The 22848-nt window shown below is 44.3% G+C and carries 19 protein-coding genes, 1 other RNA gene and 1 pseudogene; 5 read left to right on the forward strand and 16 right to left on the reverse strand.

Going from position 1 to position 22848, the window contains the following annotated elements; translation table 11 throughout:
- Positions 1–109 precede the first annotated feature (109 nt).
- Together HFV01_RS05025 and HFV01_RS05030 are read right to left on the reverse strand one after the other, a co-directional pair.
- A complete protein-coding gene (locus HFV01_RS05025; RefSeq protein ID WP_006624018.1) occupies positions 110–955 on the reverse strand; it encodes a hypothetical protein in 846 nt (281 codons plus the stop codon).
- A gap of 41 nt (positions 956–996) precedes the next feature.
- Positions 997–1602 (reverse strand): DUF1517 domain-containing protein, encoded by a 606-nt coding sequence (locus HFV01_RS05030; protein WP_006624019.1) that lies wholly within the window; start codon positions 1600–1602, stop codon positions 997–999.
- A gap of 95 nt (positions 1603–1697) precedes the next feature.
- On the opposite strand from HFV01_RS05030, the gene HFV01_RS05035 reads away from it, so the two are divergent.
- Positions 1698–3122, forward strand: coding sequence for an MFS transporter (locus HFV01_RS05035; protein ID WP_046320798.1), 1425 nt, complete (start codon positions 1698–1700; stop codon positions 3120–3122).
- 476 nt (positions 3123–3598) lie between these two features.
- Here the strand turns inward: HFV01_RS05035 and HFV01_RS05040 are convergent, their stop codons facing one another.
- Positions 3599–3898 (reverse strand): hypothetical protein, encoded by a 300-nt coding sequence (locus tag HFV01_RS05040; protein ID WP_006624022.1) that lies wholly within the window; start codon positions 3896–3898, stop codon positions 3599–3601.
- A gap of 72 nt (positions 3899–3970) precedes the next feature.
- Positions 3971–5374 carry a DUF2079 domain-containing protein gene (locus HFV01_RS05045; RefSeq protein ID WP_006624023.1) on the reverse strand — a complete coding sequence of 468 codons (1404 nt, stop codon included), beginning with the start codon at positions 5372–5374 and terminating at the stop codon, positions 3971–3973.
- A 115-nt stretch (positions 5375–5489) separates the two neighbouring features.
- On the opposite strand from HFV01_RS05045, the gene HFV01_RS05050 reads away from it, so the two are divergent.
- Positions 5490–7364, forward strand: a complete 1875-nt coding sequence (locus HFV01_RS05050) for an ArnT family glycosyltransferase (protein ID WP_187758268.1) — start codon at positions 5490–5492, stop codon at positions 7362–7364.
- 555 nt (positions 7365–7919) lie between these two features.
- On the opposite strand, the gene hisA is transcribed toward HFV01_RS05050, so the two are convergent.
- The 11 genes and pseudogenes from hisA to HFV01_RS05105 all read right to left on the reverse strand — a co-directional run bounded on the left by hisA (position 7920) and on the right by HFV01_RS05105 (position 18305).
- Positions 7920–8693 carry a 1-(5-phosphoribosyl)-5-[(5-phosphoribosylamino)methylideneamino]imidazole-4-carboxamide isomerase gene (gene hisA / locus HFV01_RS05055; protein WP_174447167.1) on the reverse strand — a complete coding sequence of 258 codons (774 nt, stop codon included), beginning with the start codon at positions 8691–8693 and terminating at the stop codon, positions 7920–7922.
- 308 nt (positions 8694–9001) lie between these two features.
- Complete coding sequence (locus tag HFV01_RS05060; RefSeq protein WP_006624026.1) at positions 9002–10576, reverse strand: cation:proton antiporter; 1575 nt, start codon at positions 10574–10576, stop codon at positions 9002–9004.
- Between the two features lie 101 nt (positions 10577–10677).
- Positions 10678–12744 carry an AAA family ATPase gene (locus HFV01_RS05065; protein ID WP_193520888.1) on the reverse strand — a complete coding sequence of 689 codons (2067 nt, stop codon included), beginning with the start codon at positions 12742–12744 and terminating at the stop codon, positions 10678–10680.
- Positions 12741–12983, reverse strand: a complete 243-nt coding sequence (locus HFV01_RS05070) for a hypothetical protein (protein ID WP_006624028.1) — start codon at positions 12981–12983, stop codon at positions 12741–12743. Before HFV01_RS05070 ends, HFV01_RS05065 begins: the two co-directional genes overlap by 4 nt.
- 279 nt (positions 12984–13262) lie before the next feature.
- Positions 13263–14630, reverse strand: a complete 1368-nt coding sequence (locus tag HFV01_RS05075; RefSeq protein ID WP_006669361.1) for a DNA phosphorothioation system restriction enzyme — start codon at positions 14628–14630, stop codon at positions 13263–13265.
- Positions 14631–14678: 48 nt separating this feature from the next.
- Positions 14679–15101 (reverse strand): hypothetical protein, encoded by a 423-nt coding sequence (locus tag HFV01_RS05080; RefSeq protein ID WP_006624030.1) that lies wholly within the window; start codon positions 15099–15101, stop codon positions 14679–14681.
- Positions 15102–15145: 44 nt separating this feature from the next.
- A pseudogene (locus HFV01_RS05085) lies at positions 15146–15541 on the reverse strand (zinc ribbon domain-containing protein); the annotation flags it as partial.
- 621 nt (positions 15542–16162) lie between these two features.
- On the reverse strand, positions 16163–16531 hold the full coding sequence (locus HFV01_RS05090; RefSeq protein WP_006624043.1) for a phasin family protein: 369 nt from the start codon (positions 16529–16531) through the stop codon (positions 16163–16165).
- A 45-nt stretch (positions 16532–16576) separates the two neighbouring features.
- An RNA gene (gene ffs, locus HFV01_RS05095) (signal recognition particle sRNA small type) lies at positions 16577–16673 on the reverse strand.
- Between the two features lie 25 nt (positions 16674–16698).
- The gene (locus tag HFV01_RS05100) at positions 16699–16965 is read right to left on the reverse strand and encodes a YciI family protein (RefSeq protein WP_006624042.1); all 267 of its coding nucleotides are present in this window, start codon (positions 16963–16965) and stop codon (positions 16699–16701) included.
- 8 nt (positions 16966–16973) lie between these two features.
- On the reverse strand, positions 16974–18305 hold the full coding sequence (locus HFV01_RS05105; protein ID WP_006624041.1) for a DUF3370 domain-containing protein: 1332 nt from the start codon (positions 18303–18305) through the stop codon (positions 16974–16976).
- A gap of 127 nt (positions 18306–18432) precedes the next feature.
- Between HFV01_RS05105 and HFV01_RS05110 the strand changes: the two genes are divergently transcribed.
- The 3 genes from HFV01_RS05110 (at position 18433) to HFV01_RS05120 (ending at position 22459) form a co-directional block, all read left to right on the forward strand.
- A complete protein-coding gene (locus HFV01_RS05110) occupies positions 18433–19245 on the forward strand; it encodes a 2OG-Fe(II) oxygenase (RefSeq protein WP_008053168.1) in 813 nt (270 codons plus the stop codon).
- A 107-nt stretch (positions 19246–19352) separates the two neighbouring features.
- Positions 19353–20192 carry a 2OG-Fe(II) oxygenase gene (locus HFV01_RS05115; RefSeq protein WP_006624039.1) on the forward strand — a complete coding sequence of 280 codons (840 nt, stop codon included), beginning with the start codon at positions 19353–19355 and terminating at the stop codon, positions 20190–20192.
- A 563-nt stretch (positions 20193–20755) separates the two neighbouring features.
- The gene (locus HFV01_RS05120; RefSeq protein ID WP_006624037.1) at positions 20756–22459 is read left to right on the forward strand and encodes an MBL fold metallo-hydrolase; all 1704 of its coding nucleotides are present in this window, start codon (positions 20756–20758) and stop codon (positions 22457–22459) included.
- Between the two features lie 9 nt (positions 22460–22468).
- Here the strand turns inward: HFV01_RS05120 and HFV01_RS05125 are convergent, their stop codons facing one another.
- Positions 22469–22780 carry a DUF6679 family protein gene (locus tag HFV01_RS05125; RefSeq protein ID WP_035760090.1) on the reverse strand — a complete coding sequence of 104 codons (312 nt, stop codon included), beginning with the start codon at positions 22778–22780 and terminating at the stop codon, positions 22469–22471.
- Between the last annotated feature and the right edge of the window lie 68 nt (positions 22781–22848).

A 22848-nucleotide genomic window follows, 5' to 3' on the forward strand; every position in this document is an offset into this window, starting at 1 on the left:
AGGTTTATCCTCAACCCTTCTCGCTTATTATACCCTATTGCCCTAAAATATTAACCGAATTTGAGATTAAATCATGCTCTCGAACCCACCCCCTAGATCATGATGTCAATTAACGTCGCCGTCTTCCAGAGGAACCGGAACGGCTGGGACTTCTACTACCACTACCAAAACTGGGTGTACGTTGTCTTTGGGGACGAGCCTGCTGAGACTGACGCAAATTGCTAGTTCCCGCGCCAGAACCGGTTGAGCGATTAACATTGGGGTTAGTTTGGCGAGTAGTAGAACTAGGGGAAGAACTGCGAGCGGTTCCAGTAGTGCGGAAGGTTTGCCGATTTCTAACGGAGGCGGGAGGTTCATTGTACCTAGTGCGATATTGGGTGACCGCCTGGTTGTAGGTGTTACCAGAACCGCCATAGCCAACTAATGAACTACCGGACTGATATGCGGGGGGAACATAGTAACGGGGGGAAAATAAGCTAGTGGCGATCGCACTACCCACAAAGGAAGCCGCAAAAGGAGTCCAGAAATTAGACTCTCGGCGCACCACCACCGTTTGAGTCTGACCAGTTTGAGGATCGGTGCGGGTTTCAGTCACATTGTGGACATACTCAATCTGGAAATCTTCCGTCAGGTAAAAAACTGGCTGATTATTTTCGATCAACAGATGACTTTTTTCACCAGCTTCAATTTGTTCGTCCGTCAGACGCGCCATTTGCAACTCAGAGGTCTGAAATACTGGCGGTCTGGCGTTCAGTAGCATTAAGCGATACTCTCCAGTAGCATCATCATATTGCGCTTGTTGAACGGGATATTTGCCATCAGCGAGTCGGTTAGTCGCCGATGCTGAACTGCGGACTGTTTGTTGAGTGGTGGTCTGTGAGGAAGACCCACAAGCCACGGTTGTCCAACAGAGCGCAAATACCATTAAAACCGTGATTACTTTTTTGGGTAACATAATTTTAGCTAAAGTTAACTTAGGAAATTTCTCTGCACCCTTTATAGGGGTACGAGTTCGGGAAAGTTTTGTAAAAGCTGGTCTTCCGTGAGTACATCACCCAACCGCGCCGGGGAAAAGTGAATTTGAATGGCGCGTAAACTCCCTTGGTAGTGGAGGTTAATGATGCTTTTCAGTCCAGCTTCCATGGCTTCAAAACTGGCTAGGTCAGTTTCAAGGTCAGGAACTTCCCCCTCACAAGCTATTGTAACTATTACAACCAAGTTATAGGTGATAGGTAGGGACAGGGGTTCGTCTGGATCGATTTCTTCTTGGTTCAAGTCCGGTTGACTGAGATACCTTTGGGCGGAGTCCGTGAATAACTCGTTCACATAGTCCCCGGCTTCTTCTTCATCCCAGATCACGTCTCCTTCATTACCAGCGGACTGCCAATAGGTATTGTACTGGAGAAGGCTTTGACAGACTTCTACGAGTCCCTCTCCCATGATTTCCAGATCTCCATCGTGGTCTATGGCTTCGCGGGTGACTTGGTTAAGAATACCTAGTAGTGGCGCAACTTCAGCGCCGCCTAAGTGTAGGAATAGCCGACAGACGACAAAGCGGGTCTTACCCATCATTTTATTAAAGCGATCGCCTAAGCTGGCCATAATTGACTCCTCATTGGATTACTGCAAACAGATCAGTTATGTTTTTAGGATATCGCGATCTTTTGTCTATCCTGGAACCTCTTGGGACAAAAATTATGAGTCATTCTTCCTCCTTTGAGTCATCTTCTGCTAGTCCTACTATTCCCAAAATGAAGTTTTCCACCAAGTTAGCTTTTGGGGTGGGAGACCTGGGGACGGCGATGACTGCTAATATTTTCGCTTTTTTCCTGTTGTTTTTTCTGACCACTGTCGCGGGACTACCAGCAGGAATGGCCGCCAGTGTACCCATGGTGGGTAAAATTTGGGATGCGGTTAACGACCCAATTATCGGGGTTTTAAGCGATCGCACTAAGCACCCATGGGGACGGCGCTATCCCTGGATGATTTTTGCTGCGGTTCCCTTTGGCATATTTTTCTTTTTAATGTGGATCGTACCTAGTACCAATACCCAGACTCTGTTTTGGTATTATGTAATTATTGCGATCGGCTTTCATACCGCTTACACCGCAGTTAATCTCCCCTATGCCACCCTCACCCCCGAATTAACTCGCGACTACAACGAACGTACTAGCCTCAATGGGTTTCGCTTTTCTTTTTCTCTTGGTGGTAGCATCCTGTCTCTAGTTTTAGCTTTTGTGATTTTTGATGCTATTGAAGACCCAGCTACCAGATATATGGTTTTGGGTTTACTCTGTACTATTATAGCAGTCCCACCCATATTTTTATGTGTTTGGGGAACTCGCGATCGCGTCGCCCAGGTACAGGCGGCCATGGGAGAAGTTGATGAACCTACATCTTTACCCCTCTCGGAACAGGTCAAAATTGCTTTTAGTACCCGTCCTTTTTTGTTTGTCATCGGCATTTATTTATGTTCTTGGTTGGCGGTACAACTGACGGCTGCAATTCTCCAATATTTTGTAGTCTATTGTATGGAACTTCCCGAAGTCTATTTTACTCAAGTGGCGATCGTCGTTCAGGGAACCGCTTTATTAACCTTATTTATGTGGAGTAAAATTAGTGAAAAATACGGCAGAAGAATTGTATATATCAGCGGCATGGGATTTTGGATAATTGCTCAATTATCTTTATTTTTTCTACAGCCAGGACAGTTGTTTTTGATGTATTTTCTCTGTTTTATTGCCGGATTGGGAGTATCTACCGCTTATCTGATTCCCTGGTCTATGATTACGGATGTTATTGATTATGATGAACTAAAAACCGGACAGCGCCGCGAGGGAATTTTCTATTCTTTTATGGTTCTCCTGCAAAAAATTGGTTTGGCTTTGGGTATTTTTATGGTAGGTAAAACTTTGGATTGGGCGGGTTTTATTGAATCCGTAGCTGGTCAACCTATACCAACTCAACCCGAATCAGTATTATTGGCAATTCGATTGGCGATCGGACCTCTACCTATGATCTTATCTATCGTGGGAATTATCCTTACCTATTTTTATCCAATTACCAGAGAATATCATCAAGAAATCTTACTGAAATTATATCAGTCTAATATTAATGAATAATTAATAATGAATAATTAATAATGAATAATTAATAATTGTAGGGGCGGGTTCTACTGCTTCCTAGGCTCCCAACCAGAAGATGAAGAAACCCGCCCTCTGGGGTTCTACTGCTTCCTAGGCTCCCAACCAGAAGATGAAGAAACCCGCCCTCTGGGGTTCTACTGCTTCCTAGGCTCCCAACCAGAAGATGAAGAAACCCGCCCTCTGGGGTTCTACTGCTTCCTAGGCTCCCAACCAGAAGATGAAGAAACCCGCCCTCTGGGGTTCTACTGCTTCCTAGGCTCCCAACCAGAAGATGAAGAAACCCGCCCTCTGGGGTTCTACTGCTTCCTAGGCTCCCAACCAGAAGATGAAGAAACCCGCCCTCTGGGGAGAGGGAGGGGGAGAATGATTTAGGGTGAGGGTAATGTTTAGTGCGATTTCCCGGCTGCATCAAATGATGTATGATGACCCTAATCTTTGGGGCGTATTTGAGATTACAATAATCTATTTTTCAGTCGTCTGATAATTTGCAAATCTTGTAAATGTGGAGTTACTCCTATTTCAGTTGATACAGGTTCCCTGTATTGTAGACAGTCTATGACAATCAAAGCCATGACAATGAAAAAAGCATGACCGAGATACTCTATCATGGTATTTGAGGCCAATTGACGAGGGCAATTCGGGGAAGGCGAGGCCATATCCCCTGTGGTGGTTTCTTCTGTGGGTAGAAGAGTCCGGGATATAGCAATGTCCTCAGAATTGTGAACAGGTGGGGTCAAATCAGTGCTAGACATAGGTTATTAATTAATGTGGTACTAACCTGCTTATCATCACTCCGGAAAATTCAAATTCCGGTTGAGAAAATCTTAATTTTTCGGGGAGGTGTCCCGGTGAAATAAAAGTACCCCGTCGCGACTATATCCCAATTGAAACTCTGGGATATTTTGAAGTTTGACGATGAGACCGTCCACAAGTTCCTGTGAACTATTCCAGCCTGGGTAAGTAGAGTTTAGTAAGACCCACTCAAACTGGGTGAGGTCCAAACTTTCCGCCCCTTGGGTAGCCAACATCAAAATCTGGCGGTGGGTAAGGTGGGGGGCGATATGGTCTGCGGTTAAGACGCTTCCGGGACTGTTGACGAGGGCGACAGCTTCCCGCGAGGGGGAAACAGTGTCAAAATGTTCGAGATATCGCGACCAAAAATAACCGTATTTAGCTAAAGCCAAGAAAGCTAGTAGCGACCATAACATAATATGGCGGGGGTTTCGTAGCCAATGGGAGTTACTCCCTAGGGCGGAAATTACGGCTAGTAACAAAAATGGCAGTATGGGGACAGAATAATGCTGGGTGAGGTTTTTTTGTTGGAGACTACTGCTAAGGAGGTTAAGGGCTAAAATTGGTAATGCGCCGATGATGGGGGTTAAATGGCGGGGTGAGAGTCCCCACAGCAGGGGAAGTATCAATAGCAAGAGATATTCTAGGTTGGCTAATGTGAAGAGTTGTCGCGCCACCAGTCGGGGTTTTAAGAAGAGGTTTTTGGCAATTTCTGTGACTGAGTTACCTAATTCACCATATCGCGCGACGGCTTCGGGTTGACCGCCGCTGAAGTGGGGGATGATGATACCTGTGGCGATTATAAACCATGTCAGCCCTAAAATTATGGCGATCGCACCACATCTACGTCTGTTTTCAAATAGGAATAACCAAACTCCCATCGCCGCCACGGTTAGGGACAGGACGGCTTTACAGCCCAAAATTACCAGGACCACTAGGGAAAACCACAGGACTTGTTTCGCCCTGGCTTGGTAAACGGCGACCAATAACAGGGGAAGCGCGATAACTTCTGGGTGAAAGTCGAATAAGTTGACGTTGAAAATCAGGGGATATAGCAAATAAACTATCGCCATTAAGTTAGCTTGGGTTGGCTTTAAACCCGCCTGTAAAGCCAGCCATTGGGTTGGTATCGCCCCGACTGATAGGGCTATGGCTTGGACTGCAAACAGCCAGTGTACATCGGGATATAGCTTGTAAAGCAGCGCTATGGGGTATAAAATCCAAGCTGCATGGTCGCCGAGTATGTGGATACCCCGAAAGGTGACAAAGGGTTTCTCGCCTTGGCTAATTAGATAAATGCCATTATCGAAAATTCCTAAATCGAAGGCGTTGGACTGAAATAGGGCGTGTCGCCAACTGCTACCAAAAAATAGGACTAAGCTAGTTAGGAAAATGATTAGGGGTAAGGAATAGGGCGGAAATAGGGCTTTTCTCATTCGTCCTCGCTGGAAAATGTTGATTAAAATTGTACATTTTCCACAGAGTACACCGATTTCAGAGTTGGGCTGTTAAATTAAGGGATTGTAGATCAGATTCTGGGAGTTAGACGGGTTGAAGTTAACTGGAAATATGGGAAAAACTTTGATGATGTGGGGTCGTCATCCTAAGTCGGGGTGGATTTTATCTATGGCTGGGTTAGTGGCGATCGCCATTATGGCTTTTCTGTGGCATCTTGGTAGTGTGGGTTTGGTGGATGAAACGGAACCTTTATTTGCTGAAGCCGCCCGTCATATGAAAATCTCCGGTAATTGGATTACTCCCTATTTTAATCAGGAAACTCGCTTTGATAAACCGCCTTTGATTTATTGGTTAATTGCCCTGGGTTATTATATGGTGGGGGTGAATGAGTGGGCGGTAAGATTACCTTCTGCTATCTCAGCGATCGCTTTAATGGTAGGCTGTTTTTTGACTGTACAACAATTCGTAACTACTACCCACCCACATCTCAAATTTGCCCAGATTAAGCCTTCTGCTTGGATAGCTACTGCCTTAGTGGCTTTGAATTTACAAACTCTCATCTGGGCGCGTCAGGGAGTTTCGGATATGTTATTAAGTGGCTGTATGGGTTTGAGTCTCTTTAGCTTTTTTTGGGGATATGCCACTACTAAGGAACCGGATCATAGTCCCGCTATTAAATTGATGGATAAACTCAGAAATTGTTGTCACTGGCAATTTCCGAATAAATGGTATTTAGGATTCTATATTTTTACAGGATTAGCCGTATTAGCCAAAGGTCCTGTGGGTATTGTGATCCCCGGCTTAATTGTGGTGGTTTTTCTGGCTTATGTAAATCGCCTGTGGTCAGTTTTGCCAGAAATGGGAGTGATTTGGGGTGGGATTATTTTCGGATTAATTACTGTACCTTGGTATATTTTGGTAATTATTGAAAATGGTCAAGACTATATAGATTCGTTTTTTGGTTATCATAATGTCCAGAGATTTACCAGTGTTGTTAATGGTCATAGTGCGCCGTGGTATTTCTATTTTATCGTGGTTTTAATCGGGTTTTTACCCTGGTCTATTTATTTGCCCATAGCCATATATCGGCTGGGATTTTGGCGGCGTAATCAATGGATTAATCAACCCAGAAATCAGCAATTGGGTTTATTTGCTTGGGTGTGGTTTGCCTGTATTTTTGTATTCTTTACTATCGCCGTTACTAAACTTCCTAGTTATGTGCTGCCTTTGATGCCTGCGGCGGCGATTTTAATCGGGATTTTTTGGGGAGAAGAATTTGCCAAAACTGGGAATTATATTAATCTTAAAAATCGCTGGTTTTTTAATACCGCATTAGTTAATATACTGTTTTTAGTGGTTTTAGCGATCGCCATTATTTACAGCCCCCAATTTATCGGACCCGACCCAGCCGTTGAAGATTTAGCATCAGTAGTTAATAACTCTGGCTTACCGATAAAAGGTGGTATGATCTGGACAGCTACTGCTGTTTTAATTGCTTGGTTAATAGGCAATAAACGTCAGTGGCGACTAATTATTGCAGCCAACCTCATCGGCTTTATTTTATTCTTTAATATGGTGTTTGTACCCGGATTATTCTTAGTAGATGAATACCGACAAATACCTCTAAAAAATATCGCCCAAAACTTGGCAACTTTCCAACAACCCCAAGAAGAGTTATGGATGATTGGATTTGCTAAACCTACCGTAGTATTCTATTCTCAGCAACCCGTCCATTTTTTCAGAATAAACGACTTTTTGAGGGCAGAAGGTGAACCCCTCTTGCATATCCTTGATGTCCTACAAAACACCTCAGAATCCCCCACAGCCCTCGTAGTTAGTCGCGCCAAGGATTTAGCCAGAATTGGACTACAACCGGGAGATTATCCGATTTTAATAGAACAGGGAAATTATCAACTGGTTCGCATTTCCAAGCAAATTTTATTATATCGTGTTATTCACCATGAATAATTAATAGCCCAGAAATCATGTAGGGGCGGGTTCTGCTGTTAATGACATCAAAGGGCGATCAGATGAATAAACCCCCACCCGATAATTAATAATTAATAATTAATAATTAATAATTAATAATTATTAATTAATAATTAACTCGCCCCACCGGATAATTAATAATTAATAATTAACCCGCCCTATTTATGGGGTTCTGCTGTTAATGACATCAAAGGGCGATCAGATGAATAAACCCGCCCCACCGGATAATTAATAATTAATAATTAATAATTAATAATTAATAATTAATAATTAACTCGCCCCACCGGATAATTAATAATTAATAATTAACCCGCCCTATTTATGGGGTTCTGCCGTTAATGACATCAAAGGGCGATCAGATGAATAAACCCGCCCCACCGGATAATTAATAATTAATAATTAATAATTAATAATTAATAATTAACTCGCCCCACCGGATAATTAATAATTAACCCGCCCTATTTATGGGGTTCTGCCGTTAATGACATCAGAGGGGGATAATATGAATAAATCCGCCCTCTGGGGAGAAGAGGATTAGGCAAAAGTTGAATTGCCAAAATCCGGGGGTATATCCTGAATACGTCCAGGACCGATCGCCTGTATAGCCTCTTTTAAAACCACATCTCCAGTATATAAAGCACGGCCAACAATGACATCAGTTACCCCCAAGGGTTCTAATCCCAATAACCCTAATAAATCAGTAATGCTACTGACACCGCCGGAGGCAATAATAGGGATTGAGACGATTTCCGCAACTTCCCGCAATGCCGCTTTATTGGGACCCTGTAAAGTCCCATCCCGGTGAATATCAGTGTAAATAATGGTAGCCACGCCCAACTGTGCCATTTGGTGGGCTAGGTCTGTGGCTTTGACCTCAGAAGTTTCTAGCCAACCCCTAGTCGCCACTTTACCATCACGGGCATCAATTCCCACAGCAATTCGTCCGGGAAACTCAGCGCATAACTCAGCTACCAATTGGGGATTTTCCACCGCTACGGTCCCCAAAATTGCCCTTTCTACCCCTAAATCAAATAGGGCGGCGACAGTATCACGACTACGCAACCCGCCGCCGACTTGAATCGGGACTTTGACAGCTTTGGCGATCGCACCAATAGCCGCATGGTTAGTAGGTTGTCCAGTTTTCGCCCCATCAAGATCAACTAAATGCAGACGAGTAGCGCCCTGGGACACCCATTCCTGGGCGACAGCCACAGGATCTTCATTAAAAGTCTCGGCTTGGGTGTAGTCTCCCTGATACAAGCGGACGCAGCGCCCTTCTAATAAGTCTATGGCGGGTATTACATTCATTGGCGATTGATAAATTGGAACAAGGTTAATAGCTTTGAAACTCCCGCCGTTAATCGCTAAAGCCATCTAACGGGGGATTCTGGCTTCTTTCAGACTGCCTCTTAACTATACCACTCAATTACTCTTGAAACCTCGGTAAGACCGACTCCACAAGCATTTTAAACTAGGTTTCTTCTCCCGGCTATGTTGTACCCTCACCCTAGTATCTAGGCGGTATTGTTTCCTCTAGTTACTGGTCAAAATTCATCTCGCCATTAAGGCGATCGCTTCTAACGGGAGTCATATAACTGCGCCAGACTCCTGGCTATTTATGCGGTTTCTGGGTCTTTCTCTTCCATAACCTCCGATAAAAGGGTTGATAGTTGAGTATTCAGACGGCCGGATCTAACAAATTCCGCATAGGTTTCCGCCTCAATATCAACTAATTCTTCCTGAAGTAATTCTATGGTCAACTCTTGCAGTTTGGGTTCTTGTGATAGTAACTGCTGAGTTTTGGTGGTGATAGCTTCTAATTTAGATTTAATCAATTGGGCTTGATGTTGATAAGCATCAGGGTCTAATTCCTGCTTAACAACCGATTGGGAGAGGTGGTTTTGTACTCGGTTTAGGGCTACACGACGGGCTACTAATTGCAGATATTCTTCACGCAAGGGTTGGTCTTTGAGTAGTCCTAACCATTGCAGGAGAGGCTGGGTAGTTAAACCCTGAAATAGTAGACTAAATAAAACCACCCCGAAGACTGTCGCGATCAGATTTTCCCGTTCAGGTATAGCTACTGGAACACTCAAGACTAGGGCGATAGAAACAGAACCTCGTAAGCCTCCCCACCACAGCATAGTTTGATTTTGTAGGTCTATTTCTGATTTGGCTAATGTGTTACTGATGGCGGTTAAAGTAAATGTGGATATTACCCTAGTTAGCATCATGGCTAGGACGGAAACCGCAATGGGTTTTATGTTGGTTGCTAAACTCGCAAATTCAATTTGAGCGCCAATTAATAAGAAGACGATTGAGTTCACCAAAAATGCCATAAATTCCCAAAACTCGCTGACGATTAATCGGCTACGGGGATTCATACCAATTCGGGAACCAAAATTTCCTAAAATTAACCCTACTACTACTACGCCAATAACTCCAGATCCGCCTAAGTCTTCGGTGACTACATAGGTTCCATAGGCGGCTAGGAGGGTGAGGGATTGTTCTACTAGGGGAGAGTCAAAACGCTGAGTTAGATAGGATATCCCAAACCCAATTATCCCCGCAATAACTACCGCAATTCCTGTAAATAATAAGAGTTTTAAAACGATCGCCGCCGGGGATATTTCGATGTTTCCCATAGGAAAACCGACTAAGATGATGAACGCTACCACCGCTATACCATCATTAAATAGGCTTTCCCCTTCCATTAAGACTCGCAGACGTTTAGGCGCTCCTAATTCCTTCATTAGGGCGACTACTGAGATGGGGTCGGTGGCTGATAAACTTGCACCTACCAACAGAGCGATCGCTATCGGCATTCCTACCGCTAAATCTAAGCCAATAGCTATCCCTACTACACAAATGACTACCCCAATAGTTGCATATAAAAATACCGGGAATAAATCTCGTTTTAGGTCTCGCCAATTCAGATTCCAGGCGGCTTCAAATAGTAAGGGAGGCAGGAAAATTTCCAGGATTAGTTCCGGTGATAATTGGATTAGGTGGATGTCTTCAAAGGCTAAAAATAATCCGACAATTACCAATAATAGGGTAAAGGGGATTTTGCGCAGCCAAGGGAATAGACGAGACATGGTGGCTACACTGAGGGAAATCAGCAGGACCAGCAAAAATTGTTCAAGATTCTCTTTGATACTGATCTCAGCGATCGCAACTTCTGGAGTCATAGTTTAAGATAGTAGCGACAACCACATCATACTATCACATTTACTCAGGATATTTTATAATTCCTCGCAGGATTGTTAGATGATTATCATACTTGGGATGTCTAAAATTCCGCTTCCACTTCGATGATTTCTGTGTACTCAAACTGATTGGGACTGAGTTTAACTAGGGGATAGTTAACCCCTTGTAAATTAATGAAATCTTCCTCACAATCGGGTTTGGACGAGTTGTAAACTAGGATATATTCTCGCCCAATTTTGGGTTGAATTTCTCTAGCGACTTCTCCTCGCCATTGGGTTTTGGTGACTAATACAACTAGCTGGTTAGCTAACTCTGGAATAATGCGGGCTATTTGGCGGCGGTAAATTTCATCTAAACTACCAAAAGGGGAATCCATCACAATGGGAAATGTACTGCTATCTGGTCCCATAAGGGTATTTTTTTGACTCCATTCTCTAACACCTTCGATAATTCCGCCAATAAAGGATAGACTGAGAATTTGATTTTCTCCGGTGGAAGAGGCTACTGGCGCATCTTCTCCAGAGGTTCTTTCCACTAATTTAAGTTCGTATTTGGGGCTGAGTTGCGGTTGATAGGGGGTAAAAGAAATTTTGGCAAAAATATTTTGCACTCGGCTTTCTAACTGTTGACGGAATTGCTGATCTAAACGTTCCAGGACTTGGGATAATCTGGCGATCGCATCTTCCGTCGCCGCAATGCGTCGCTGCGCTGTTATCTGCTTCATCTCATTCATTTGTTGGCGATCTATTTGTTTCGATAGTTTCTCGCATTCTTGAGTGAGAGTCTCAATTTGTTGAGAATTTGAACCCATTTCTCGGTTCAGTTCACCAATGCTGCTTTCGATTTCATCTAGGCGTTTTTGCAGTTTTTGAATATCCTCATCTGGGAAATTGCGTAGTTTTTTCTTAATATCATCTAGTCGGGTTTCTATTTGGGATAATTCCGCCCTATTTTTGCTGATAGATATTTGATGATGGTCAATTTCTTGCCAAAATTCTGCTAGTTGGCGATCCACATCATCAACTTGGGTAGACATACGGATAGCGGTTTCTTCAATATCTGCCATTCCGGCTTTATTTAACCAACTTTTGAGGCGATCGCATTCCGAACTTCCTTCTATTATAGGAGTTCCACAAATGCACTGCTGGCGGTTAATTAACTCATTCACAAATTGCTTAGTAATTCCTGTCATCAACTCTCCCTTTTCTCGCATTCCTGAAAATAGGTTACGAAAATCAGCGATCGTATCTGACAACAAAACCGGATAAGCCCTAGTTGATAACAGTTTATTAATCGATTGTTTCGACTTTTTTAAATTATCTCTGATTGAAATAATTTGACTCTCTAACTCACTTCGCAATTGTTGCAACTCCGCCGCCCCACTTAAATCTAATAAATGGGCATTTAGGGTACGTTTCAACTGTTCATGATGTGCTAATTCTATTTCGATTTCCTTTTGTCTTTTCGACAAATTATTGATTTCATCTTCCCGCTTTTTTTTGTCGTTTAAAAACTTTTTTGTCTCAGGATTACCAATTATCGATAAATCAGTTTCTAAAGACTTTCTCGCTTCCTTTAAATGTTTAATACCCCTATTTAATACCTCCACCCCTAATAACTCTTTAGTAGCTTCCGCAATTTCCGCTTTTCTCTCATCCCTAACAATTTGCTCTATACGTTCTCCATCAAAAAAGAAATACTGATGTAAACTCATCGGTAAAATGCGATTAATAATCTCTTCTGGTGGCTGCGGCGGCAAAGTCCAGCGCCCATCATCTCCCGCCACCTGCATATATAACTCACTGTCAGAATGTTCGATTTCCCCATTTTGTTTATAGGCGCGACAGACCCGTTTAACCTGATAGCGTTTATGGTCATGTTCAAAGATAACTTCCACCCAGCAACCTACCGCCTTCCCCGGTTCTGCTTCCGTTAGCGATCGCTTATTAACCAATTGTTCCGAAACCGCAAATGCTGCACTAAATTTCTCATATAAAACCCAGCTAAACGCATTAAGTATCGTCGTCTTACCCGCACCATTATTCCCATAAATTACCGTAGTATTTCGTTCCCCTTTAGCTAAATATATAATCGGGCTTTTTCCGTAAAATTGCCGAAAGTTACACAACTGAATTGATAGTAAATTCATTGTATGACCTCTTTAATAATCTTGAGAACATCATCATTAATGTTCCAGGGACTTTTCATATATAGTTTATCTCTTTCCGCCTGCAAAACCCTTTCGATAATTTCCCGAACCTCTGGTGGTGCATCTGTAATCGGGTCATGAACTAATGTCTGATTAGCGTTTTCTCCATAGGTAGATTTTGCCTCCGAGAATACATTAGAAATCGCGTGAATTAAACCCTCTGAGTATTGGTAAGACATAGACTATTCCAAACGTGAGTTATCGATGGTTTTTTACTAGCGAAAAATAGGCGATTTAACATAAATATATTTCATTATACCACAACCCCCATAATCACGTCAACTCTGAGACAACCAGAGATCATGTCTGGGCGGGTTATGCTGTTAATTAGACTTGGCACCAGTCAAAAAACCCGGTTTTTTAGAAAAATCTTGGTTAACAACCAGAAAGCCCGATAAAAACCGGGTTTTTCCGTCCCCGAAAACCACCCTCGGGGGTGATGGTTAATGATGGATGATTTATAAATCCAATAAACCATAGCGTTTTTGTAGCTGTAATAACTTCACCCTAGCCTCTCCTGCATTGTCCGCAATATCAGCAAACTCCATAAACCGGATCAGCTCTTTTTTTAACAAATTCCGTTCAACATCTAACGTATTTCTGCCCAAGTCTGGCGGTAAAACAATCATATCAAAAACCGTCGCCCTATCCTTTCCGGGATGAGGTCTAAGAACCCGTCCTCGACGTTGAATAAATTGGCGGGGGTTGCTGCTACTTGCCAGAATTACCGCATGACGAATAGCTGGAATATCTACCCCTTCATCAAGACAGCGAATAGCTACCAAACCCTGTAGTTGTCCTGATTCAAATTGTCGTCGCAATTCTTCCCTTTTTGCCATAGGAGTAGCGGCGGTATAGGTATTAACACGATAGCCCAATTCTGACCCTAATAAAAAGACGATCGCTTCTAGTTGTCGGTCAAAGCGAGTGCCTTTTTCCGTGATACCATCCCCACAATAAAATAGCGTGTGGCTGGTCTGTAAACGATTACTCATTAACTGTCTCAGGGCTTTAACTTTATTATTAGCAGCCCCAATTATTCTCGCCCTTTGCATCAATAGCGCCGTGATATTTTCGTTAGTTTCCCAGTCCTGATCATTGTCCATTAAAGCCCAACCAATGCGAGTAGTTAGGCGGGAATAAATCAGAGTTTCAGCCGGGGTTAATTCTACCAAAATCGGATAGTATAAATAATGAACTAACGCCCCTTGGCGGATAGCTTCAGCCAGGGTAAGTTCCGGTTGTAAAACCCGACCAAAATACTCCATTAAAGCATTTGTACCCTGGTCATCAAAATGACGTTCTGGGGTAGCAGAAAGTGCTAGACGTAAACCGATATGTCGTGGTAAACTAGCTTCTAGGCGAGGCGCACCTAAGTTGTGGGCTTCGTCGCCAATAATCAAAGTTTTGGGGGGGAAATACCGCAGTTGAGACTGAAAGCTATCGGAAATTAGGGTGGCGTTAGTGGTGATGACTGCGAGAAAGGGGAGATGACCCGAACTTATGTTATAAAGGGAGGTAGATAGGTGTTTCTGCCAATTGTGGACGCTTTCAAAGGCGAGTAGGGGAGTCATCCCAAATTTCTGGGCTTCCCGTCCCCACTGAGTCACTAGGTGGCGATAGGGACAGATAACTAAAACAACTTGTAAGCCAATTTTATGATATAATTCAGAGGCGATCGCTAAGGCTGTGATAGTCTTACCCGTACCCGTTGCCATTTTCAGGGTTCCCCGTCCCTGGTTAGCAAACCATTCGGACACCGCCTGACGTTGGTAGTGTCTCAGGTGTATTTGTGGGGGAATGACAGGGATACCAGGTAGACTCACCGCTGAAACACAAGCCCTATATAAATATCAAAAATCACCCATCAAAAATCAATCATGATCTGATTCCCAGTCAGGACAGGAGTCACCCTCCACACCTAATGGGTGCATTCCACAAACTAACAAATTCCCGCCGTAGATTTTACCATGATAGTGATTACATCCGCGACAGGCTGGGTTTTGGGTCGCGCTGGGGTGAACATAGGTGACAAAGGGATCAAAAGTTTCCTCCTCCTCAATATCATCTAGTCCCAAATCTAAGTATATATCCAGAATCGGCTCAAGGATATCATTTAAACACTGGTCTAAGTCGGGAATCAACTTATTCTGGACTTCCTCAGCAATTTCTTCGGAAAATTGGGTCAGGTCATCCATGATATGATTAAATTCTTCCGTCACATCTACAAAAAAATTTTCCACCTCAAGAACTGCGGCTTCTATACTCTTAACCAACTCATTAGACCAATCTTCCATTAGGCTTTAGCGGCTAACTGCTTCAATATTTGACACTGATACATTTACGCGACATTTATCCGGCTATTGCCTGACAATGCGACGATAGCACTATTACCCGTTAAAGTAACAGAGGCGGTATCCCGCAAAGCTTTTAGAAAGATTCCAAAAGCACCGTTCCAGTCCCTGGGTAGAGTGAACCCGCACTCCGGACATCGGAACACTTTTGAGCCACCTAGCTGGGAATGCACATGACCACAGTGAGTACAGGTTTTGCTGGTGTATTCTTCCGTCACATCTACAACTGTGGTTCCAGTTATCTCGGCTTGATGTCTCAGGGTTAGTTTGAATCGATAATGCGCCCATGTCAGCATGGCTCGGGCAGTCTTAGACCTGATTAGACGCTTCACCTTGGCAACCATATTGGAAGTCTCGAAGGTGGGCAAAAAAATCAGGCTGTGTTATGGGATGGCCAGGGATGCGACCCAATCAAGCAAGGGGTTGAAGTCCTCACCGGGTAGTCCCCACGCCCATTTCAGCTCTATTTCATACCCGAAGGTCTCGCACCATACTTGGTATTATACCGTATGGCCGTAAAATGTTAACCTAATTTGAGATGAAATCATGCTCTTGAGCTAATCATAGCCCTTTTTGGTTTCCCATACTCAGGTCTTACAGGATTATTTGACTACTCCCCGCGCTAAAGCGACGGGGATTCCCCGGAGGGATTTCAGAACTTCCGACAAGTCGGACTCCTAGGCGAAGTCAAATACGCCTCTATAGGTGGCCCGAAGGCTTCCTTTTACTTATTTTCATTCAATCACCTTTTGTCTCTCGCCAATGAAACGTCTTTGCTGCCGACATTTCTGCATGATGCAAGTCTGCCCTCACGGGATGTTAAGCCCCTTTCATTTGGGTCATAGAGAAGGCGATACCATTCTATCATAGTCATTGCGGCTAAAGCCGCCGAGTCGTTTTTCCGCCCCGCTTTAAAAAGACGGAGCTACCAAACTCCCGAATTTTTGCCGTGTCAAGGATAAACCCATCTTACACAGAGCGATCGCACTTCTGGATAAATTAAATCAATCATTTTCCAAATTACGCAACTCATCCTTGAGTTTATCAACCTGATCGCGCAAGTCTTCAATATTATCATCACTCGCCGGCGCTTCTTCCTCATCATCAATAATTTCGATGCGACGAGGTTGCGCCGACTGAGGTGGTGTAGGATTATAATCAGCGCCTGGTTCTTGTGCTTGTCGGAGAGCATCGTCAACAAAACGGCGGGCTTCTTCCGTCGTCATTTCGCCACGTTTCACCAGTTCATCTGCTAATTTTTGGGCTTCTACCTGTAACTCAGCCAGTTTATTCCCCGCCTTTTCCCCGGCGTAGGAAGCCAAACCAACCCCAAGGTAAACTGCTTTTTGGACTAAATCTCCAAAACCGGGCATAGGGAAAAACTCTCCAGGCAATAATTAGGGGAAGTTAAAAATGGGAGTGACCCGGATTCCACGCCTATCAGAAGCATCCCGTGTTGCTGCTACCTTCCGGTCCTGACAAGATTTAGGCGTTCTGACCGCATAGGTCCAGGCCACAAAATTTATTATAACACAGAAATTCACGGTGCAACCACACACCACTCAAAAATTTCGTAAGTCACGCAATTATTAACCACCAGAGGGTCATCAGCCACAATAGCTTGGGCGGCGGCCATAGACTCAGCCTCAAAAAGCAACATTCCGCCGCCTCGCCGGACCCAATAGCCGCTGCGCGCTTGATGTCCTTTAGCAGCCAACTGCTTGACATACTCGATATGGGCGGGGACATATTGATCAAAAACCGCCTTTTCGACAATTCCGGTTTCAATTTTGGCAAACCAAGGCATAATCGTGATTAATCTAATGTTTTAATCGTTAACACTTGGGGCGGACTCGCGTCTGGGGGATACAGAAAGTCAAATTCCACCTGTCGCCGTGTTCGGGGTTGAATGTCTAATTCAATCAAAGGTTCCCCCTTTTGTCCTCGGTTTTGGACTAGGTGAAAGTATCGGCTAACTGTAGTTCCCGAATCATCAGTATAGCGGAAACGCACTGTTCCTCTGAAAAATACCCGGCTGGGAGGTTCCTCGAAAAATTGCACTCCCCCGTCGGTGAGTTCATTACTTTTGAGGGGGGTTTCCATGGTGAGGACTACGGTTTTAGGGGTATTGGTGGGATTGGATAAGTCTAGGGTTAGGCTATATTGAATGCCATAGTTCCCATGGGCTTGATAGGCGGTATCCTCATAACGAACTACCATGGGGGCGCTTTGGTTTTGGTTGGTTCCTAATTTACCTCCAGGTAGGGAACTGAAAATATAGGAAATGGCTTGACCGGGTTCGGGAATGGTTAGGTTAGTTATCTCGGCTTTCCAGACTGAACCTAGGGCGACTCCAGCAACTCGACCATAAATGATGTTCTCTGGACTATTCGGGGGGGTGGGTGCTAGGTCGCGGGGAGTGACTAGAGAACCATTCTGTAATAATTCTACCCATGATTCTAGGGCGGGGCTAGATTCGCTACCGTCGGGGTTTTGGATGGCAAATTGAGCTAGACTAGCTATATGCACTGCACCGCTACTCTGGAGCCGCATAAGAAGCGATCGCCCATTGAGAGGTGGTTCTAATGTTTTTACCGGAATAGGGGCTTTAAAGACCATCTGAAACTGCTGTGGTGGAATGATTACTTGGTCGGGAGGTGATGACTGTCCCCCTACTCGCAAAATCTCCCCCATGACTCGACTTCCTGGACCTGCAAATACTGTCCCATCATTGTTGTCTAATACGGGGGGTAAGGGGATAAATGGTGCGTCTGGTTGGCTGAGATAGCTGGCTGCTTGTAATATCTCTAAGGTGACCGGTTCGCTGGTGGGGTTGTAAGCTAATAAGCCCAGATATAGGGTGCGTAAGTCTTCGGGGTCGGTAGGTCGAGCGATATGATGGGCAAAAATGTCGAACCTACCGTCAAAGGGAAAGTTAAGATGGGCATTGGTTTGGGTTTTACCTTCGGGGGGAAAGGTTGATAGTAAGATACCCTCGACTGGTACAACTTCCGGGCTATTGCTATTGAACACTGGAATATTATCTAGTTGACCAGGAAGGGGACGCACTTCTTGGGGTCGGGTGATGACTACTGGCGGCGGGGGGGTGACTGACAGGATTAGGGGAGCGATCGCTAGTGGTAGCATAGAGTGATGGTAATCTGGATAATTGAGAATGTTAACTTATGGATTATACTGATTGTCAAATACTTTGTGTATGGTAGGACAACTTTTTTGGCAAGTTGAGGGCTAATGTTCGTGCTATGGTAAGACTATGAATGGCGATCGCTTAAATCGGAAATCTTTAAATGTCACATCACCACGACTACAAAGATTAGTGGATCGGTCTATTGATGTGTTAGAGTCTCTGTTACAAGACCGGGAAGTTTCCCCTTTAGACCGGGCGGCGATCGCTCTGAAAATCCTGGAAGCGACGGGGAGTGATCTCCGTCAAACTTTACCATCTGTTAATGTTAATATCCCCGACTCTCCCCTAGTTTTGGGTAGTTATGTTCAGATGGAAAATTTCTTGTCTCCCTCAGAAAATAAACAGGCTTTACAAATAGCGATCGCTTCCGCTGACCAATTTGTGGCATCCACAACTACAACCGGGGCTGTCAACTACCGAGAATCGTCGATTCTATATGCGACTAAGTTCCCCGAATACTATAAATTTATGAAAGGTCGCATTTTAGAAACTTTACCGCAGGTATTATCTCAGTTGAAACATCCCCCTTTTACCGTCGCAGAAGTGGAAATGCAGCTAACCGCCCACCACAATGGTGGATATTATAAGATTCATAATGACTCTAGTAGTGCCAAAACCAAAACTCGCACCATCACTTATGTCTATTATTTTTATGACGAACCCAAAGCCTTTACCGGCGGACAACTGCGACTTTATGAAACCGAGTTACGCAATGGTGTCGCCTACAACAAAGAGACCTTTAAGACTATTGAACCCATTAATAATAGTATCGTGTTTTTTGATAGCCGTTGCAAACACGAGGTCATCCCTGTTAGTTGTAATTCCCCCAACTTTAAAGACGGTCGTTTTACCCTAAACGGTTGGCTGCGGCGGGGGTAAGACTAACACATCAAAAACCTGGTTGAGTTTTTATCTATAAGCGTTCAGCAATTCCAGATTAATTAGTAGCAAATACAATGCCAGCAAATCGGAGGATTAAATAAGTTGTGAATGACCAGTTACCCCCTCTCCTCAATAAAGCGATCGCCTCAGAAAAACGCCTAGATAATTTATTATCAGATTCTCTAACTTTAGTCGAAAACGCCCTAAATAGTTCTGAAATATCTCTATCTGAAAGAGTCGAAATAGCCTTAAAAATTTTGGATATCTCTGGTGTCTATCATCAATTAAATCGCCCCCAAAATTCTAATGATGATCCCGAAGTTGCTGAGACTAGCACCACAGACACCCCTAGGTTATTAGAAGCCAACTTTATCCAGGTTGACAACTTTTTATCACCCGAAGAACAAGCAGAAACCTTTAAGATAGCCTTCCAAAATCATGATAAGTTTTTCCCGTCTGGAGTCGCCAACAAGGAAGAAAATACCCGCAAATCTTCGGTTTTACTGGTGCAAAACTTTGATGAATACTACAACAAAATCAGACATAAAATTCTGCAAATTAGACCGCAAATCTTAGCCCAACTTAACTTACCGACTTTTTTGGTTTCCTGGGTGGAAATGCAAATGACAGCCCATAACCATGGAGATTATTATTATATCCATCAAGACATGGATGGCGAAAAAATTGCCAATCGAGTTTTAACATACGTCTACTATTTCTATGAACAGCCAAAAGCCTTCTATGGTGGAGATTTAAGGATTTATCCCACCTACATTAATGGTGATGGTTATACGATTGGTGAACAGTTTGTTACAGTGGAACCTCGCCATAACAGTATCATCTTTTTTGATAGTCGCATGAAACACGAAGTTCTCCCAGTTTTCTGTCCTTCTGGGAGGTTCGAGGATAGCCGATTTACCATTAATGGTTGGATTCACCGTTAAAATAACCCTATAGGGGGGGTTGACAATATACGGAAACTGATGCTATAGTATTGACATAATCTTTTTTAATAATCGATAATTTGCGTAAATTTTAAAATTGCAAATATTCCCATTATTTGAAATAATAACAGAAGTCACAAGCAAAAGCAACCTATCCCCCCCCAAAAAAATTTTTTGCAACATTTATTAACATTTTGTTACAAAAATAAAATTCACGATGCGATCGCCTGAGAGAAAGTTATGGTAGGGGCGGGTTCCGCCGTAGCGTGTTCGGTTCACAGGGGTTAGCCTAGTCAACCCGCCCCAGAACCCACCCGATAACCAGCACCACGCCATGGTAGGGGCGAGTTCCGCCGTAGCGTGTTCGGTTCACAGGGGTTAGCCTAGTCAACCCGCCCCAGAACCCACCCGATAACCAGCACCACGCCATGGTAGGGGCGGGTTCCGCCGTAGCGTGTTCGGTTCACAGGGGTTAGCCTAGTAAACCCGCCCGACAACGCACCCGACAACCCGCCCGATAATGCGCCCGATAATGCGATCGCCGTACCACGCCACAATCAAAAATGGACATAGCAGGTTCCCACAATTTAAGATTAAAATGTGAGATACTTCTTAACATTGTCTTAGCACGCATCCGACAATTATTTCAAATCACCGTGATTGATCTCGAGTGTTTTCCCTATAGTGTTGGACACGAAAATGATGGGGTATGTTTGTTGTTACGCATGGGGCCCCATCACATTTTGCTTGATTGTGGTTTGCGGGATATTTCCCCACTGCTAACATCTTCCCAAGCATCTATAGCTGACTTGGTGATTTGTTCCCATGCTCATGCGGATCATGTTAGGGGTTTGTTGGCACTACATGAAAGCTGTCCAGAGTTACCAATTTATGCCAGTGATGTTACTAGCCAATTGTTACCCATCAACTGGCCAGAGGAACTGTCATCAGGGCAAATGCCGAAATTTTGCCAACCCCTACCGCTGCGAACAGAAGTCCGACTGAAGGAAGGACTAAGCATCACCCTATTTCCTGCTGGTCACCTGCCCGGCGCGACTTGTATGCTGCTGAAATATAATGCACCGAATCGCACCTACAAGTTATTTTATACGGGGGATTTTTTCCTATCCAATTCTCGATTAGTGGAGGGTCTACCCCTAGGGGAGTTGCGGGGACTCAAGCCGGATGTGCTAATTTTGGAAGGGAGCTATGGAACTGCACGCTATCCCCACCGCCGCCAATTAGAAAACCAACTAGCCGAAAGAATTTATCGAGCGATCGCCTCTGGTTATTCCGTACTAATTCCCACCCCAGCATTAGGGTTAGGTCAGGAATTATTAATGCTACTGCGTTCCCACCACTACTTCACAGGTAGGGATATTGACATTTGGGTTGATGGCCAAGTCCAAACCGGGTGCGATATATATTTGGAACTGCTACCCCACTTCCCAGCGAATATACAGAACTTTGCCCAACATCAGCCACTATTTTGGGATGAGCGAATCAAGCCTCGTGTCCGTCGCCTCTCCCCCGAATTGTTGCCAGAACTGGAGCAATCCCCCTGTATTGTGATTGTAGATGACGAGACGGATATTGAACAGTATTTGCGCTATCGTCCTCGGTTGTGGACGTTATTTTTATCAGAAACTCCCGGACACACCAGGGAAATATCAACCTTGGTCAATTCTGGAGAAATTTTGTTAGAAAGCTATTTTCTGGCCGAACATTGCGACGGTCCAGGAACTACCCAACTGATTCATAACCTGCGACCCCAGCACGTGATTTTTGTGCATGGTTCTCCTATTTATTTAGCGGATTTAACCAATTTAGACGAATTGCGGAACCGCTACCAATTGCATTACCCAGCAGCAGGCGCACAGGTCCCATTACCCATTGGGGAGACTTTTCTACAACCGACCCTCCCAGAAACCCATTATCAGGGGGAGTTAACCGAGTCGGCTACCGAGTTAAATATTACCCTACCCAATGCTTTGTCTGTCGATCCACGGTGGTCTACCTTTGCAGATACGGGAATTGTGGAGGCCAGATGGCAGGGGGAAGAGTTAGTTTTGCGGGGAATTTCCCAGCGGGAATTTCTCAGCAGTCAGAGCGATCGCACAATGCCATCAGACTTAGACTGTTGCGGGAATTGCCAATATTACCGAAGCGGGCGTTGTTGGAACCCAGTTTCGGCTTTATATGGCTTTAAAGTCACCCCAGAGGGTTACTGTCCGGTGTTTGAGCCGTTAGCCCCCCGAGACCAGTAACAGAAGGGACTATTCGCGATCGGAGTCGGTGGAAGGGTTACGCAGTTGCTCGGCTTCTGGACATTCATCAGATACCTGTAGCTCGAAATAGCCACGGGGAACTGATGCCAACTTTTGACTAATAGATCCGATGCTCTCGAGGCGCACGATTTCTTCCCAAGAAGACACTTCGTCATCTTCTTCTGTTTCGTAGCGCAGCGTGACCAAATCCCCCTCGATATCAAGAATATGGGCTTTTTCGATCCACCTTTGCTGGTCCCGCAAAAAGATGCAGACTTCGCGGCCATCACAACAAAGTTGATAGATCTTGCGATGTAGCATTTTTAACTTAATCCTGAGAAGTTCGCTGGCTAGGTCAAATCGCCATATTAAGGCGTTGGTCTGATGGG

This window comes from Limnospira fusiformis SAG 85.79 (assembly GCF_012516315.1).
In the GTDB taxonomy this organism is placed as follows: Bacteria; Cyanobacteriota; Cyanobacteriia; order Cyanobacteriales; family Microcoleaceae; genus Limnospira; species Limnospira fusiformis.